At 64.1% G+C, this 15517-nt stretch carries 14 protein-coding genes and 1 tRNA gene; 10 read left to right on the top strand and 5 right to left on the bottom strand.

All coding sequences use genetic code 11. The annotated features are described in order from the left end of the window. Positions 1-36: 36 nt before the first annotated feature. Both ABI582_RS11065 and ABI582_RS11060 read right to left on the bottom strand, forming a co-directional pair. Positions 37-1767 carry a dipeptidase gene (locus ABI582_RS11065; RefSeq protein WP_442119195.1) on the bottom strand — a complete coding sequence of 577 codons (1731 nt, stop codon included), beginning with the start codon at positions 1765-1767 and terminating at the stop codon, positions 37-39. A 161-nt stretch (positions 1768-1928) separates the two neighbouring features. Next, a tRNA-Arg gene (locus ABI582_RS11060) sits at positions 1929-2005 on the bottom strand. Positions 2006-2203: 198 nt separating this feature from the next. Here ABI582_RS11060 and ABI582_RS11055 point away from each other — a divergent pair. The 8 genes from ABI582_RS11055 (at position 2204) to ABI582_RS11020 (ending at position 9526) form a co-directional block, all read left to right on the top strand. Further along, positions 2204-2953: a GntR family transcriptional regulator gene (locus tag ABI582_RS11055; protein ID WP_132842733.1), complete on the top strand. Its 750-nt coding sequence runs from the start codon at positions 2204-2206 to the stop codon at positions 2951-2953. Beyond that, the gene (locus tag ABI582_RS11050) at positions 2950-4674 is read left to right on the top strand and encodes a fumarate reductase/succinate dehydrogenase flavoprotein subunit (RefSeq protein WP_442119194.1); all 1725 of its coding nucleotides are present in this window, start codon (positions 2950-2952) and stop codon (positions 4672-4674) included. The genes ABI582_RS11055 and ABI582_RS11050 overlap by 4 nt, the downstream gene beginning before the upstream one ends. A 188-nt stretch (positions 4675-4862) precedes the next feature. Next, on the top strand, positions 4863-5108 hold the full coding sequence (locus ABI582_RS11045; RefSeq protein ID WP_008096634.1) for a 4Fe-4S dicluster domain-containing protein: 246 nt from the start codon (positions 4863-4865) through the stop codon (positions 5106-5108). 119 nt (positions 5109-5227) lie between these two features. Next, positions 5228-6634, top strand: a complete 1407-nt coding sequence (locus ABI582_RS11040; protein WP_442119193.1) for an ABC transporter substrate-binding protein — start codon at positions 5228-5230, stop codon at positions 6632-6634. Positions 6635-6649: 15 nt separating this feature from the next. Further along, positions 6650-7432 carry an ABC transporter permease gene (locus ABI582_RS11035; RefSeq protein WP_442119192.1) on the top strand — a complete coding sequence of 261 codons (783 nt, stop codon included), beginning with the start codon at positions 6650-6652 and terminating at the stop codon, positions 7430-7432. Next, the gene (locus ABI582_RS11030) at positions 7432-8283 is read left to right on the top strand and encodes an ABC transporter ATP-binding protein (RefSeq protein ID WP_442119191.1); all 852 of its coding nucleotides are present in this window, start codon (positions 7432-7434) and stop codon (positions 8281-8283) included. Before ABI582_RS11035 ends, ABI582_RS11030 begins: the two co-directional genes overlap by 1 nt. Beyond that, positions 8280-9245: a HEAT repeat domain-containing protein gene (locus tag ABI582_RS11025; RefSeq protein ID WP_442119190.1), complete on the top strand. Its 966-nt coding sequence runs from the start codon at positions 8280-8282 to the stop codon at positions 9243-9245. Before ABI582_RS11030 ends, ABI582_RS11025 begins: the two co-directional genes overlap by 4 nt. Beyond that, positions 9245-9526 carry a DUF971 domain-containing protein gene (locus ABI582_RS11020; protein ID WP_442119189.1) on the top strand — a complete coding sequence of 94 codons (282 nt, stop codon included), beginning with the start codon at positions 9245-9247 and terminating at the stop codon, positions 9524-9526. Before ABI582_RS11025 ends, ABI582_RS11020 begins: the two co-directional genes overlap by 1 nt. 157 nt (positions 9527-9683) lie before the next feature. Here ABI582_RS11020 and ABI582_RS11015 read toward each other — a convergent pair whose 3' ends face one another. After that, positions 9684-10547, bottom strand: coding sequence for an ABC transporter ATP-binding protein (locus tag ABI582_RS11015; protein ID WP_442119188.1), 864 nt, complete (start codon positions 10545-10547; stop codon positions 9684-9686). Then, positions 10544-12148, bottom strand: coding sequence for an ABC transporter permease (locus tag ABI582_RS11010; protein WP_442119187.1), 1605 nt, complete (start codon positions 12146-12148; stop codon positions 10544-10546). Before ABI582_RS11010 ends, ABI582_RS11015 begins: the two co-directional genes overlap by 4 nt. A 297-nt stretch (positions 12149-12445) precedes the next feature. Between ABI582_RS11010 and ABI582_RS11005 the strand changes: the two genes are divergently transcribed. Further along, positions 12446-13483: an ABC transporter substrate-binding protein gene (locus ABI582_RS11005; protein ID WP_043200257.1), complete on the top strand. Its 1038-nt coding sequence runs from the start codon at positions 12446-12448 to the stop codon at positions 13481-13483. Between the two features lie 39 nt (positions 13484-13522). Continuing rightward, positions 13523-14428, top strand: coding sequence for a TauD/TfdA dioxygenase family protein (locus tag ABI582_RS11000; protein WP_442119186.1), 906 nt, complete (start codon positions 13523-13525; stop codon positions 14426-14428). Positions 14429-14558: 130 nt separating this feature from the next. Here the strand turns inward: ABI582_RS11000 and ABI582_RS10995 are convergent, their stop codons facing one another. Continuing rightward, positions 14559-15473: a LysR family transcriptional regulator gene (locus tag ABI582_RS10995; RefSeq protein ID WP_016484372.1), complete on the bottom strand. Its 915-nt coding sequence runs from the start codon at positions 15471-15473 to the stop codon at positions 14559-14561. Positions 15474-15517 lie beyond the last annotated feature (44 nt).

The following is a 15517-nucleotide window of genomic DNA, read 5'->3' as shown; positions in this document are numbered from 1 at the left end:
GAGCGGCTTTAGCCGCGAAGAGGCCGGCCTTGCCCATCAAAGCTTCGGCATCTGCCCGATCCGCGCCACCATTTCGCTCACTACCTGCAGGTCCAGCATGAACTGCTCCACGGTCTTGAACTCATTGTCGTTGTGCCCGGTGTATTTCACATCCGGCATGGCAAGGCCGAACTGCACGCCGTTGGGCAGGTCGTGCACCGAGGTTGCACCGGCCGAGGTACCGAACTCATGCTTCATGCCCAGGTTCTCGCTGGCCACAGCCAGCAAGGCCTTGACCCATTCGCCTTCGGGGTTGCGGTACATCGGCTCATCCAGGCTGTAGTCGAATGCCACCGATATATGACTCTTATGGGTCCAGTTGCCCAGCTTGCCAGCCAGCTCGTCCTTGATCGTGGCAATCGGCTTGCCCTTGGGAATGCGCAGGTTCACCGCCAGTTTCAGGCCTTTGTCATCCACCCCTACAAAGGTCGGCGATGCAGTCAGCGGGCCCATGAACGCGTCCTTGAACGCCATGCCCAGCTTGTTGCCCAGGTAGTCCAGGCCCCAGTTGTCGGCAGCGTAGCGGGCGGCGTCGGTGAAGTGGTTGTGCTTGAGCGGCACCTGCTGGCCGAGGCCATTGATGAAGTCGAGCATGCGCGCTACCGGGTTGACCCCGGACTCCGGCTCCGAGGAGTGGGCAGAAACGCCGGTCACGGTGAGCAGTACCTGTTTGCCATCGGCCTTGGCGTCGATGCTGAAGTCGCCCCCATGCTGCTTCACGTATTTGGCACCAGCCTGCTGCAGGTGTTTGGCCAGCTGTGCAGGGTTGTCGGCGTTCAGGGTGGCTACCGATGTGGTCGGGATCTGATTGGTGGCCAGGCCGCCGGTCAGGTTGACGATTTCAGCACCATTGCCGCTGGCCTGGCGCTTGCTGAAGCTGGCCATGACCGTGCCGTAGCCCTTTTCGGCGATCACCACCGGGTAGCCGCCGTCCAGGGCCAGGTTGTAGTCGGGGGTAGGGTTGCGTTCGAAGTAGTAGGGGATGGCGTCACCGCTGGTTTCTTCGGTGGTGTCGATCAGCAGCTTGAACTGCCGGGCGAGTGGCAGGTTTTCGTCCTTGGCCACTTTCAGCGCGTACATTGCCACCACGATGCCGTTCTTGTCGTCTTCGGTGCCGCGACCGTACATGCGGTCGCCGACCAGGGTGACCTTGAACGGGTCCAGGCGCGTGCCGTCGGCCAGCTTCCAGTTGTCCGGGTTGACCGGCACGACGTCGGCATGGGCATGGATGCCGATCACTTCCTTGCCGCTGCCGAGCGAAATCTCGTACACCCGGTTGTCGATGTTGCGGAAGGCCAGGCCGAAGCTGTCGGCCAGGGCCTTGATCTTGTCGGCAATCTTGAGGAACTCGGGGTTCTCGTACTGCGGCGTACCTTCGATGTTGAAGGTGGGGATGGCTACCAGTTCGCGCAGGGTTTCGGTAGCGGCCTTGCCATACTTGATGCGGGTATACAGGCCGAGCAGGCGGTTGATCTCGTCTTGTTGCTCGGCGGCCAATGGCTTGTTGGCCAGGTAGGCATCGAGGGTTGCCTCGAGGTTGTCGGCCTTGGCCTGCTCGCTGCCTTTGAGCTTGCCGAGAAACTGCCTGAAGTCGCTTGGGTTGCTGCCGTCGAAGGCTTTGACGATGGCAGCGGACTGCTGCTGGGTGAGGTTGGCCTGGGCCGGCTGGGTGAACAGGCCGATGCTGGCCAGCAGCAGGGTGGTGGCGGTGAGTTTTTTCAGGTGCATGGTTGCGCGCATTCCTTCGCCAGTCATTGTCATGGGTTACCCGTCAGAAAACGGGAAGACGCCCACGCTAACACCAATGACCCGTGGCACGGGAGTACCAGAAACGCGACATGTCGCACAAACGAAAAAGCCCCGGGCCAACGCCCAGGGCTTTTTTGATATGGCGCACTCGGCGGGATTCGAACCCACGACCCCTGCCTTCGGAGGGCAGTACTCTATCCAGCTGAGCTACGAGTGCAACGCGCACGCATGATACCCATCTGAATCGGTGGCGTCCATCGCCTTGATCTGTAGCCTTTTTTCCTCTGTTGTCAGCACCGACAACCAGGATTGCATCTATCCATATGCGAAATGAATATTTGCCTTGGCCCGCTTATGCCCACTATCTTCTGGTCACAACTTGTTATAACAAGTCATCGATCAGCGAAGAGATCCCATGGCCGAACTGCTCCCCCTGTCCCCGGTACCGCTCTACACCCAGCTCAAGGACCTGCTGCGCGAGCGCATCCTCGACGGCACTTATCCACCGCACAGCCGCATGCCGTCTGAAAGCGAACTGGGCAAGGCCTTCGACGTCAGCCGCATCACCGTGCGCCAGGCGCTGGGCGACCTGCAGAAGGAAGGGCTGATCTTCAAGATCCACGGCAAAGGCACATTCGTCGCCAAGCCCAAGGCGTTCCAGAACGTCAGTACCTTGCAGGGCCTGGGCGAGTCGATGACGCAGATGGGCTACGAAGTGATCAACCGCCTGCGCAGCTTCCGCCATGTGCCGGCCAACGCATTGGTTGCCGCCCGGCTGCAGGTCGAGGAGGGTAGCCTGGTGACCGAGATCCGCCGGGTGCGGCTGATCAACCGCGAGCCGGTATCGCTGGAGCTGACCTGGCTGCCCAAGGCCGTCGGCGAAAAACTGGAGAAGGCCGACCTGGTCACCCGCGACATCTTCCTGCTGCTGGAAAACGACTGCGGCATCGCCCTTGGCCACGCCGACCTGGCCATCGATGCGGTGCTGGCCGACAGCGACCTGACCCAGGCCCTGGATGTTGAAGAAGGCTCGCCGATCATGCGCATCGAGCGCCTGACCCATGCTGCCGACGGCACGCCGCTGGACTTCGAACACCTTTACTACCGCGGCGATGCCTTCCAGTACCGCCTGCGCATTGATCGCCAGAAAGGGGGCAAGGCATGAGCATCCAGACCCAGGACTACGACATCATCATCATTGGTGGCGGCACCGCCGGGCCGATGGCGGCGATCAAGGCCAAGGAGCAGGACAAAAGCCTGCGCGTGCTGCTGTTGGACAAGGCCAACGTCAAGCGCAGCGGTGCCATCAGCATGGGCATGGACGGGCTGAACAACGCCATCATCCCCGGCCACGCCACTCCCGAGCAGTACACCAAGGAAATCACCGTAGCCAATGACGGCATCGTCAACCAGGCCACCGTGCATGCCTACGCAACCCACAGTTTTGAAACCATCGAGCAACTCGACCGCTGGGGCGTGAAGTTCGAGAAGGACGAGACGGGCGACTACGCGGTGAAGAAGGTTCACCACATGGGCGCCTACGTGCTGCCCATGCCCGAAGGCCACGACATCAAGAAGGTGTTGTACCGCCAGCTCAAGCGTGCCCGGGTGGAGATCAGCAACCGCATGGTCTGCACCCGTGTGCTGCTCGATGGCGAAGGCGCCGCCGCGGGTGTGCTGGGCTTTGACTGCCGCAGCGGCGAGTTTCGGGTGGTGCGGGCCAAGGCGGTGATCCTTGCCTGCGGCGCCGCCGGGCGCCTGGGCCTGCCGTCGTCAGGCTATTTGATGGGCACCTACGAGAACCCGACCAACGCCGGTGACGGCTACGCCATGGCCTACCATGCAGGCGCCGAGCTGGCCAACCTCGAGTGCTTCCAGATCAACCCGCTGATCAAGGACTACAACGGCCCGGCCTGTGCCTACGTCACCGGCCCGCTGGGTGGGTACACCGCCAACAGCAAGGGCGAGCGCTTCATCGAGTGCGACTACTGGAGCGGCCAGATGATGTGGGAGTTCCACCAGGAGCTCGAGGGCGGCAATGGCCCGGTGTTCCTCAAACTGGACCACTTGGCCGAAGAGACCATCCAGAACATCGAAGAGATCCTGCACAGCAACGAGCGCCCCAGCCGTGGCCAGTTTCACGCCGGGCGTGGCACCGACTACCGCCAGCACATGGTCGAGATGCATATCTCCGAGATCGGTTTCTGCTCTGGGCATTCGGCGTCGGGCGTGTGGGTCAATGAAAAGGCCGAGACCAGCGTCAAGGGGCTGTATGCCGCGGGCGACATGGCTGCGGTGCCGCACAACTACATGCTCGGCGCCTTTACCTATGGCTGGTTTGCCGGTGTGAATGCCGCGCAGTACGTGGCCGGGCGCGAACTCGCCGAGGTCGATGCCGAGCAGGTCGAACGCGAGCGCGCGCGGGTGTTCGCCCCGCTGCAGCGTGAGCATGGGCTGCCGCCAGCCCAGGTCGAGTACAAGCTCAGGCGCATGGTCAACGACTACCTGCAGCCGCCGAAGGTGACCAAGAAGATGGAGATCGGCCTGGCGCGCTTTGCCGAGATTGAGCGGGACCTTGAGCAGATGAAGGCCAGCAACCCCCATGAACTGATGCGTGCGATGGAAGTGTCGGTGATTCGCGATTGCGCCGAGATGGCGGCGCGCGCCTCGCTGTTCCGCAAGGAAAGCCGCTGGGGGTTGTACCACCACCGGGTGGATTTCCCTGAACGCAACGATGGCGAGTGGTTTTGCCATTGCCACCTGAAAAAGGGCGAGAACGGTGAAATGACCAGCTTCAAGAAGGCCGTCGAACCCTACCTGATCGCCCTGGATGCCGATGAGCAGACCGCCTATGACCGGTTGCGGGTGAAGGCTGAGGCAGCCTAGGCGACGTGCATCGCGTGTGTAGGAGCGGCCTTGTGTCGCGAACGGGCCGCAGAGCGGCCCCAGGATTTCAGCAACGGTGCAAACACTTGGGGCTGCTGCGCAGCCCTATCGCGACACAAGGCCGCTCCTACAAAAAACAGCGATTTGCCGAATTTAACGAGGGCCACAGGCCCCAAGGACTCCGTGAAATGGCCTACCAGCCGCAAGAAATCTTCTTCCGCAGCAGCGCCCCGGTCACCATCGACGAAGACAAATGCATCGCCGAAAAAGGCTGCACCGTGTGTGTCGAGGTCTGCCCGATGGACCTGCTGGCGATCAACCCGGCCACGCAGAAGGCCTACATGGCTTTCGACGAATGCTGGTACTGCATGCCCTGCGAGAAGGACTGCCCTACCGGCGCGGTAAAGGTCGACATCCCGTACCTGCTGCGCTGATTCATCCTGCCATCCGGCGAACCACCGGACGCCCTCCTGCTGTGCCCCTCGTTTCCCACCACCCAAGCCGGGCGGCGGAGACGACGCCAACTCTTATAACGATTCGAGGGGAAACACCCATGCGCCTTGTTGCAACCGTGGCCGGCCTCGCGCTGGCGCTCACTGGCCTGAACGCCAGCGCCGAAACCATACGCATCGCCATCGGCACCCAGGACACCACCATCAACTGCGCCACCGGTGGCCTGCTGATACGTGAGCTGGGCCTGCTGGACAAGTACCTGCCGCACGACGGCAAGTACAAGGACGCTACCTACCAGGTCGAGTGGAAGAACTTCACCAGCGGTGCGCCGCTGACCAACGAAATGGTCGCCGGCAAGCTCGACTTCGGCGCAATGGCCGACTTCCCGGGGTCGTTCAACGGCGTCGCGCACCTGGATGCCGGCAAGCGCAGCCTGTTCATCAGTGTGCTGTCGGGTAGTGTGCATGGCAGCGGCAACGGCATCGTCGTGCCCGCCGCCTCCAGCGTGCAGTCGCTGGCGGAGCTCAAGGGGAAGACCATTTCCGTGCCGTTCGCCTCCACTGCCCACGGTATGCTGTTGCGCGCCGTCGCCGCTCAGGGCTGGGACCCGCAGAAGGATGTGCGGATCATCGCCCAGGCGCCGGAAATCGCCGGCTCCGCCCTGCGCAGCAACCGCATCGAAGCCCACGCCGACTTTGTGCCGTTCGCCGAGCTGTTCCCCAACCGCGGCTTCGCCCGCAAGATCTACGATGGCGCCCAGGCCAACGCACCGACCTTCCATGGTGCCCTGGTCGATGCCGATTACGCGAAGAAGTACCCGGAAGTGGTCACCGCCTATCTGCGCGCCAGCCTTGAAGCCGACCGCCTGATCGCTGCGCAGCCTGAGAAGTACAGCGAGTTGATCGAGAAGGTCACGGGGATCGAAGCCGAGGTCAATTACCTGTTCCACGGCCCTCTCGGCCTGCAGACCCGCGGCCTGACCTGGAAGCCTGAATACCGCCAGGCAGTGGCTACGTCCATCGATACGCTCAAGCTGCTGAAAAAGACCGACCGTGGTCTGGACACCGACAAGTTCATCGACGACCAGTACATCCGTGCCGCCTTCAAAGAGGCTGGCCTGGACTACGACAAGGCGCTGAAAGACTACGACCCGCTGCCACTCAAGGCCAATGACGCGCTGACCGGCAAGCCGATCACCGACTTCAGCCGCCTGGCGCAGATCTGGGTGCGCGGTGAAGACAAGGTCCGCCACTACGCTTCGCCGGAGGCCGCCCTTGGTGCCTTGGCCCAGCTGGAGCAGGAGGGCAAGGACATCCGCGCCATCTACGCCCAGGCCGCCGACAGCGGCATCAAGTTGCTGGCCAACCAGGCCTGGTTCGTGCGCAACGGTAAAGGCGAGCTGGCGGCGTTCCTGCTCAAGGACCAGGCCGAGCAGTATGCCAAGGCCCATGGTGGCGAGGCGCTGGACTTCGTCAGCGCCAACCAGAAACTGGTCGCCCAGCGCTGACCGGGAGGCACCGACATGACCCGCAATCTCAAGCGCTGGCCGGTGCGCCTGGCGTCGCTGCTGGCCTGCCTGCTGTTCTGGCAGGTGGCGGCAAGCGTGAAACTGGACCTTGGTCTGCTGACGTTCACCTATGTCCCCACACCCAAGGCGGTGCTGGACGCTGCCTGGCAGTTGCTGACCTCCAGCACCCTGCTGGCGCACCTGGGCAGCAGCCTGTCGCGGGTATTTGCCGGTTATGCCACTGCGGCACTGGTTGGCGTGGCCCTGGGGTTGCTGATCGGCCGCTCGAAATGGGCGGAAGACACCCTGCTGCCGCCGCTGGAAGTGCTGCGGCCGATTCCGGCGGTGGCGTGGATCCCGCTGGCGATCCTGATGTTCCCGTCGTCGGAACTGTCGATGGTGTTCATCACCTTCACCGGTGCGTTGTTCCCCATCCTGCTCAACACCGTGCACGGCGTTGAAGCTGTCGACCCGCGCCTGGTCGCATCCGCGCGCAGCCTCGGCGCCGGGCGCTGGGCGATCCTGCGCGAAGTGGTGTTGCCTGGGGCGTTGCCGAGCATCGTCACCGGCCTTGCCATCGGCATGGGTACGTCATGGTTCTGCCTGGTCACTGCCGAGATGATTTCCGGGCAGTTCGGCATCGGCTACTACACCTGGGAGTCCTATACCTTGCAAAACTACCCGGACATCATTGTCGGCATGCTGCTGATCGGCGTGCTGGGCATGGGCAGCAGCGCCCTGGTCAAGCACCTGGGGGCGCTGGCCACGCCGTGGTACCGCACGCGGAGGGCAAGTTGATGAACAGTTATCAACAGGCGCCTGGGCGTATAGATGGTCGTGGCCTGTCGATTCGCCTGGGGCACGGCAGCGAAGCGTTCGAGGCGGTGCAGCGGCTGGACTTTGCCGTGGCGCCGGGCGAGTTCGTCTGCATCCTCGGCCCCTCCGGTTGTGGCAAGTCGACGTTGCTCGGCGCCCTGGCCGGGCACCTGGTGCCCAGCAGCGGCCAGCTGAACGTGGACGGCCAGCCCGTTGCCGGGCCGTCACCGCAGCGGGGCATGGTATTTCAGCATCACACCTTGCTGCCCTGGCGTAGCGTACTCGACAACGTGGCCTTCGGCCTGAAGATGCAGGGCCAGGGCCGCGCCGAACGTCACCGGCAGGCGCGCGAAATGCTGCAGCTGGTGGGGCTGGCCGATTTTGCCGGGCGCTGGCCCAACCAGCTGTCCGGCGGTATGCAGCAGCGGGCCGAAATTGCCCGGGTGCTGATCAACCGCCCACGGCTGTTGCTGATGGACGAACCTTTCGGCGCGCTGGATGCGCAAACCCGTGCTCGCATGCAGGAGCTGTTGCTGGATATCTGGGCCAGCATCCGCACCACCGTGGTGTTCGTCACCCACGATATCGACGAAGCGCTGTTCCTGGCGGACCGTATTCTGGTGATGAGCCCGCGCCCCGGTCGCTTTATCGAGGACCTGCGCCTGGACTTTGCGCGCCCACGCCGCGCCAGCCTGCTGACCAGCCCTGAATTCACTCACCTCAAGCGTCACTGCCTGGCGTTGCTGCGCCACGAGGAAGGCCGCGAACTGCCGCGTCTGACCCCGCTGGGGCTGCCGACCACTGACCACCCACCGCTACGGATCGCGCTATGACTGACCGAACGACTGACAACCCCGACATTCTTGCCCTGTTGCCTCGCCTTGATGCCACCGACGCTGGCGTGCGCCGCATCGCCCTGATCGAGCTGGCCGACCTGGAAGACCCGGATGGCTTGCCTTGGCTCACCGATGCCCTGCTGGTGGACGCCGCCGACGAGGTGCGTGCCGAGGCCGCGCGCCTGCTTGAGGCCTGGGAAGAACCCGAAGTTGTGCAAGCCTTGTGCGCTGCGCTGGCCGATGCTGCCGAGCCTGTACGCCTGGCAGCTGCGCAGAGCCTCAGCGAACTCAAGAGCGTTGAAGCCGGCCAGCTGATCCTGCCATGGGTCCAGCACGCCGATGCCTTCGTCCGCGCCAGTGCCCTGCGAGCCTTGCGCGAGCTGCGCCTGGAGGATGCTGCCGAACCTGCGCTGCTGGCGCTGGCCGATGACGACGCCGCCGTACGGCGTGAGGCAGTGGGCATTCTTGGCTGGCTCAAGCACCAGCCGGCGTTGCGGGCGCTGGCAGCGCTCGCCGAGGCCGAGCCGGACACCGAGGTGCGCCGCGCGGCCATCGGCGCGCTGGGTCTTGCCCGGGACAACTCGGTGTTGCCTGCGTTGGTGGCGGCATTGGCTGACCAGGCCTGGCAAGTGCGCGAGGAAGCCGCCACCACGTTAGGCAAAGTCGGTCAGGACCAAGCAGGCCCGGCGCTGGTGGATGCCCTTGCCGATGACTTCTGGCAGGTCCGCCTGCGGGCAGCGCGCTCACTGGGGCGGCTGCGCTATGCCGCTGCACTGGACACGCTTGGCGCGTTGCTTGGCCATGGCATTGCCAACCTGCGCAAGGAAGCGGCGCTGGCGCTGGGCGAGCTGGGCCAGGCGCGTGCCTTGCCGGTGCTGCAGGCCGCCGAGGCCGACAGCGACCCCGAGGTGCGCAAGGCGGTGCGGATTGCCCTGGCGCAACTGCGCGGGGCTGCCTGATGAACGCCCCGCAAGCCATTCGCAACTTGGGCGGGCCAGGGCAGTTGCTGCTGCAATGGGAAGACGGCGAACACAGCCTCAGCCATACCCGTTTGCGCGGTGCCTGCCCTTGCTCACAATGCCGTGCGGCGCGCCTGTCGGGTGCGATCAGCCTGGTGCGCGACGATGTGCGTGTGGAGCGGATTACCTCGCAGGGGTATGGCGTGCAGCTGGTGTTCAGCGATGGGCATGAGCGCGGGATCTACCCCTGGGCTTACTTGCGTGACCTGGTCAGCAAATGAAGCTGATCCCTCAGCCTATCGCATCCCCTTGTAGGAGCAGCCTTGTGCTGCGAAGAGGCCGGTAAGGCTAAAGATTATCTTCAGCTGCAATGGCCTCTTCGCAGCACAAGGCTGCTCCTACAGGGCTTGTGTCTGCCCTGAAATTGTCGCCGGTCATTCACAATGCAATCAGCTCCGGCCGCAGCCCTTCGACCCGTCGCACCGGCGGTGGCAGGTAGCCGCCATCCCCGGTGATCTGATGCAGCACCTTCTCGCGCAGCCCATGCAGTGCAACACCGGTTCGTAACCGTGGATGCGGCAGGTCTATCTCGACCACCGATTTGATCCTGCCCGGACGTGGCTCCAGCACCACAACCCGGTCAGCCAGGTATGTCGCTTCCTCGGCATCGTGGGTCACCAGCAAGGTTGTGATACCTGCCCGTTCGCGAATGGCCAGCAGCTCGTCCTGCAGTTGCTGGCGGGTCAGGGCATCCAGCGCGCCGAACGGCTCGTCGAGCAGCAGGATACGCGGGCTGGCTACAAGGCCACGGGCAATGGCCACGCGCTGCGCCATGCCGCCCGACAGCTGGTGCGGATAAGCCGACTCGAAGCCGACCAGCCCCACCAGCTGCACGAATTCATGCACCCGCCGGGCACGTTCGCCCTGGGTGAGCGACTCGTTGACCAGCCCCAGGGCAATGTTCTGTTCCACGTTCAACCACGGGAACAGCCGGTGCTCCTGGAACACGATGCCGCGTTCGCCACCAATGCCGCTGACAGCCCGGCCATCGACGCGGATGCTGCCGCTGAATTCGGTATCCAGCCCCACCAACAGGCGTAGCAGGGTGGACTTGCCGCAACCGGAAGCCCCGACGATGGCGATGAACTCGCCCTCGTTGATCGACAGGTTGAAGTTGCGGATAGCCTCGAGCGGCTGGCCGTCGACGCTGAACACCTTGCCGACCCCCTCGAAGCTGACAAGAGGCGGTGTGCTGTCGGGCTGGTTGGCCGCCTGCAGGTGCGAAGTGTTGAATGCGTTCATGCGGTTCTCCAGCGCGTGGCGCGCGATTCGAGGCGTTGTCCAAGGGTGCCGAGCAGGGCGCCGACCAGGCCGATCAGGACCATGGCGGCCATCACCTGGTCCATGCGGAACAGTTGCTGGGCGCCGATCATCAGGCTGGCGATGCCGCCGTCCGACGGCATGAAGTATTCGGCGCCGATGGTGCCCAGCCAGGCGTAGATCAGCGACAGGCGCAGGCCGGCGAAAATCGCCGGGGCCGCGCCGGGCAGCACCAGCAGGCGCAGGCGTTGCCACAGGTTCAGGCGCAGGGTACGGGCCGCTTCGCCCAGCTGGGGCGAAAGGCTGGCGATACCGCGCTGGGTAGCGATCAGCAGCGGGAAGAATGCGGCCAGGCCAACGAACACAAGCTTGGCCCCTTCACCCAGGCCGAACCACGCAGTCAGCAATGGCACCCAGGCGAACAGTGCAACTTGGCGCAAGGCCGACAGGCTCGGCCCGAAGACGCGTTCGGCTGTGCTGGAAAGCCCCAGCAGCAATCCGCCCAGCAAGCCCGCGGCGCCGCCCAGCAACAGGCCGCTCAGGGTGCGTTGCAGGCTCAGCAACAAGGCTTGCGGCAGCGACCCATCGGCCAGGCCGACCAACAGCGTGCGCAGTACCTCAAGTGGCGAGGTGAGGATGTTCGGGTCAACCCAGCCAAAGCTGTTGCTGGCCTGCCACAGCGCCAATAGCCCCAGGGGCAGCAGCAGGCTTTGCCAGCCGCGGGGCACAGGCCCGCGCTGCTGCTCGCCAGTGGCCGGTTGCGGCCAATACAGCAGGCGTTTTTCCAGGGCTGAGAAGCTGCGCTCCAGCACGGCGCCGACCACGCCGATCACCAGAATGCACAGCATCACCAGGTCGAGCATGAACAGTTGCCGGCCCCACACCATCAGGTAACCGATCCCCTCGCTGGAGGCCAGCAACTCGACCGCCAGCAGCGAGGTCCAACCGGTGGCCAGCGCCAGGCGCACACCGGTGAGGAAGGCAGGCAGGGCGGCTGGCAGTAACAGGCGCAGGAACAGCAGGTGCCGGGGCAGGCGCAGCGCCGCAGCGGCCTCACGCAGTTTTGGCTGGGCATCGCGCACACCCACCAACGTGTGCAAGGTGACCGGCACCACCACGGCTTTTACCAGCACCACCAGCTTGAGCAACTCGCCGATGCCGAAGAACAACATGAACAACGGGATCCAGGCCAGGGTAGGGATCTGGGCCAGCGCTACGAAGGTCGGCATTACCAGCGTCTGCGCCCGGCGCGAAGCGCCCAGCCACACACCCAGCAGCAAGCCGCTGGCAATGCCCGCCGCCAGCCCCCAGAACAACCGTTGCAGGCTTATCCACAGGTGCCCCCACAGCTCCCCGGAGCCAAACTCCAGCGCGCTCTGCCACACCAGCGCCGGTGCCGGCAGGATCTGCTCGCTCATCCAGTGCTGCCGGCTCGCCACCACCCACAGCAGCGCAATCAGCACAGGCAACAACCAGGGTAGAACCCGCCCCCCAGCGAGGATGCGACCCCTGTGGGAGCGGCCTTGCGCCGCGAATGGGTCCCGTAGCGGCCCCCCCCGATTCCTGCTCAGCACTCCATTCATCGGCCATCTCTCGAAGCGTTGTTAGGTTATTCACTTATGGAATTAAAAAAACAATAAAGTGATATTCAAGAGATAAGAGCATGCGTTCCTTGCATACGGAAGCCCCCCGCCGTTGCGTTTTCCTCATATTTTCCATGCGTTTTCCGCAAGCTCCCCGCAGGCCCGCATGCCGCTTGGTTTATGCCTTTCAGTTACTAAAAAATGAAGTTTTGATCTTTGTAGGTTCTAACCAGACCTGCCTAGCTTCTGGCCAAAGCGCCGGCCTTCGCCGGTGGCAGCCTGCCAAGGAGCCTCGCCATGAAAACCCCGTTACGCCACCTGATTACCGCCCTTGGGCTGGCCTTCACCCTCGGTGCCCACGCAGCTGAACCCGCCAAGCCAGAAAGCATCCGCATCGCCGTGCCCGACCTTAGCGCCGGCAGCAAGCCCAGCGCCGGTGGCGTGGTCGATGTGCTGCGTGACCAGCAGCTGCTGGAGAAGGAATTTGCCAAGGACGGCATCCGCATCGACTGGCACTTCTTCAAGGGCGCCGGGCCTGTGGTGAACGAGGCGCTGGCCAACGGCCAGGCCGACTTCGCCTATCTGGGCGACCTGGCGGCGATCGTCGGCAAGGCCAACGGCCTGGACACCCGCGTGTTGTCGGCGGGGGTGCGTGGGGTCAAAAGCTACCTGGGCGTGGTGCCCGGCTCTGGCATCAAGACCCTGCATGACCTCAAGGGCAAGCGCGTGGCGGTGTTCCGCGGCACAGCCAACCAGCTGTCGTTCGCCAGCGCCCTGGCCAGCCAGGGGCTGACCGAGCGCGAGCTGAAGGTGATCAACCTGGACTTCAACGCTGCCAACGCTGCGCTGGCCGCCAAACAGATCGACGCCACCTGGGGTTTGTCGAACCTGCTGTCGTTGCGAGAGCGCGGGCTGGTCGAACTACCGGTCAATTCGCGTGACCTGGAAGGCGCCGGCAGCACCCAGGCGGTGCTGCTGGGCACCGGCGATTTCATTCGCAAGTACCCCGAGCTGGTCCAGCGCCTGGTCAACGCCCAAGAGCAGGCCAGTACCTGGCTGCGCGATGAACACAACCGCCAGGCCTACATCGACCTGGTGGCCAGCAACGCCAACTGGCCGCGCAGCATCCTCAGCGATGACCTGGCCAAGGAAGACCTCGCCCACTACTTCGACCCACGCCTGGACGCTGACTTTGTCGGCCAGCTGCAGCAGGGCGTAGACCTGGCGGCCAAGGAACGCCTGATCCGCCGTGGCTTCCAGGTAGCCGACTGGATTGAGCCGCGCTTCCTCGATGCTGCGCTGAAACAGGAACAGGCCGTGCAGGCCGCCCGCTAAACCTTCAAAAAACCGACAATGACCGCAAGGACCACGACCATGAGCAATGCCGCCCTGGCCACCGCGCCACAAACCCTCGAACTCGACATTCACCCGGTTGCCGGCCGTATCGGCGCCGAAATCCGCGGTGTGCAGCTGTCCGCCGACCTCGATGCCGCCACCATCGAGGCTATCCAGGCAGCACTGGTACAGCACAAGGTGATCTTCTTCCGCGACCAGACCCACCTGGATGACCAGAGACAGGAAGGCTTTGCCAAATTGCTCGGCGAGCCGGTCGCCCACCCCACCGTACCGGTGGTGGATGGCACCAGCTACCTGCTGCAACTCGATGGCGCCGAAGGCCAGCGGGCCAACTCCTGGCACACCGACGTAACCTTCGTCGATGCCTACCCCAAGGCCTCGATCCTGCGCAGCGTGGTAGCGCCGGCTTCGGGTGGCGATACCGTTTGGGCCAACACGGCTGCGGCTTATCAGGAACTGCCCGAGCCGCTGCGCGAGCTGGCCGACAAGCTGTGGGCGGTGCACAGCAACGAATACGACTACGCCAGCATCAAGCCGGATGTCGACCCCGCCAAGCTGGAGCGCTACCGCAAGGTGTTCACCTCCACCGTGTACGAAACCGAGCACCCGGTAGTGCGTGTGCACCCGATCAGTGGTGAGCGGGCACTGCAACTGGGGCATTTCGTGAAGCGCATCAAGGGGTATTCGCTGGCGGATTCGCAGCACCTGTTCGCTGTGCTGCAAGGGCATGTGACGCGCCTGGAAAATACCGTGCGCTGGCGCTGGCAGGCGGGGGACGTGGCGATCTGGGATAACCGCGCGACGCAGCATTACGCGGTGGATGATTACGGCACCCAGCCGCGTGTGGTGCGGCGTGTGACCTTGGCAGGGGAGGTGCCGGTGGGTGTGGATGGGCAATTGAGCCGGACTACCCGCAAGGGCTGAGCCCAGCAGAGAACCCTGTGTAGGAGCAGCCTTGTGCTGCGAAGAGGCCGGAGCTGACACCATCAATCTGCGGTGTCTGCACCGGCCTCTTCGCAGCACAAGGCTGCTCCTACACAGGCTGCGCAAGCCTTCACATTTCGGTATCACAGGCAATCAACTGCCTGACCAGCCCCTGCGCCAACGGCGACAAACCATACCCCACGCGGCTTACCACCCCATAGCGGGTATGGCACGCCTCTTCCTGCTCGGGCGTCAGGTCTGCCAGCTTCAATTGCACCAACCCGCCCTCGCGTTGATACGGCCGCAAGTTGGCATTGCAGGCAATGCCGATGGTGTCCGAATGCATCACCACATTCAGCAACGCATACCCGTGCTCGCACTCCACCGCTGGCAAGAAGTCCTGCCGCCCGCTGAGGTCGCTGAGGATCTTGCGGATGTTCGGCGGGCGGAAGGTGGTGGCCATCGGGTAGTCGAACAGGTCGCGCGCCTGCACGGCCTCCTGCTCGGTAAGGGGGTGACCGGCGCGGCAGCAGAAATGCCAGCGCTGCGGCGTCAGCTTGTGCACCTGGTAGTCCGGGTCGGACTCGAACTGCCGGGTGTCGGCGACAAAGAACTCGATCTCTTCGGCCACCAGCTTGCGGTTCAGCGCCTGCCAGTTGTCCACCTGGAAGCAGGTGCGCGCCGCCGGGTACTCGGCCACGAAGCGCGCCACCGCGCGCGGCACCAGGCCGCCGGCTGGCGCAGGGCCGGAGCCAAAGCGCACCACCCCGGTGGTGGCGCCATTGAACTGGTGGATCTCGTTGACCAGGTTGTGCGCCCCATGCACCAGCCGCCGCGAATGCTCCAGCACCAGCAAGCCTTGGCGGGTCGGCGCCAGCTCTTTGCTGGCGCGGTCCACCAGGCGGCAGCCGATGTTGTGCTCCAGGGTCTGGATGCTGCGGCTGAAGGCCGATTGCGACAGGTTCACCGCCGCGGCAGCGGCCACGAAACTGCGGTGCTCGACAAGGGCGATGTAGTGGCGCAGCTGACGCAGATCGATATGCATTTTCTACATTAAAACCTTCGGTCAAATGCAATTGCTGACAAGGG

It is taken from the genome of Pseudomonas sp. SAS7 (assembly GCF_052112345.1).
In the GTDB taxonomy this organism is placed as follows: Bacteria; Pseudomonadota; Gammaproteobacteria; order Pseudomonadales; family Pseudomonadaceae; genus Aquipseudomonas; species Aquipseudomonas putida_Q.
Note: the sequence above shows the minus strand (reverse complement) of the source record. Positions and strands in the feature narration are given on the sequence as shown.

Bases quoted from the DNA above. Each gene is read 5' to 3' on its own strand.
- ABI582_RS11065 (WP_442119195.1), bottom strand. From the start codon at position 1,767: ATGCACCTGAAAAAACTCACCGCCACCACCCTGCTGCTGGCCAGCATC.
- ABI582_RS11055 (WP_132842733.1), top strand. From the start codon at position 2,204: ATGGCCGAACTGCTCCCCCTGTCCCCGGTACCGCTCTACACCCAGCTC.
- ABI582_RS11050 (WP_442119194.1), top strand. From the start codon at position 2,950: ATGAGCATCCAGACCCAGGACTACGACATCATCATCATTGGTGGCGGC.
- ABI582_RS11045 (WP_008096634.1), top strand. From the start codon at position 4,863: ATGGCCTACCAGCCGCAAGAAATCTTCTTCCGCAGCAGCGCCCCGGTC.
- ABI582_RS11040 (WP_442119193.1), top strand. From the start codon at position 5,228: ATGCGCCTTGTTGCAACCGTGGCCGGCCTCGCGCTGGCGCTCACTGGC.
- ABI582_RS11035 (WP_442119192.1), top strand. From the start codon at position 6,650: ATGACCCGCAATCTCAAGCGCTGGCCGGTGCGCCTGGCGTCGCTGCTG.
- ABI582_RS11030 (WP_442119191.1), top strand. From the start codon at position 7,432: ATGAACAGTTATCAACAGGCGCCTGGGCGTATAGATGGTCGTGGCCTG.
- ABI582_RS11025 (WP_442119190.1), top strand. From the start codon at position 8,280: ATGACTGACCGAACGACTGACAACCCCGACATTCTTGCCCTGTTGCCT.
- ABI582_RS11020 (WP_442119189.1), top strand. From the start codon at position 9,245: ATGAACGCCCCGCAAGCCATTCGCAACTTGGGCGGGCCAGGGCAGTTG.
- ABI582_RS11015 (WP_442119188.1), bottom strand. From the start codon at position 10,547: ATGAACGCATTCAACACTTCGCACCTGCAGGCGGCCAACCAGCCCGAC.
- ABI582_RS11010 (WP_442119187.1), bottom strand. From the start codon at position 12,148: ATGAATGGAGTGCTGAGCAGGAATCGGGGGGGGCCGCTACGGGACCCA.
- ABI582_RS11005 (WP_043200257.1), top strand. From the start codon at position 12,446: ATGAAAACCCCGTTACGCCACCTGATTACCGCCCTTGGGCTGGCCTTC.
- ABI582_RS11000 (WP_442119186.1), top strand. From the start codon at position 13,523: ATGAGCAATGCCGCCCTGGCCACCGCGCCACAAACCCTCGAACTCGAC.
- ABI582_RS10995 (WP_016484372.1), bottom strand. From the start codon at position 15,473: ATGCATATCGATCTGCGTCAGCTGCGCCACTACATCGCCCTTGTCGAG.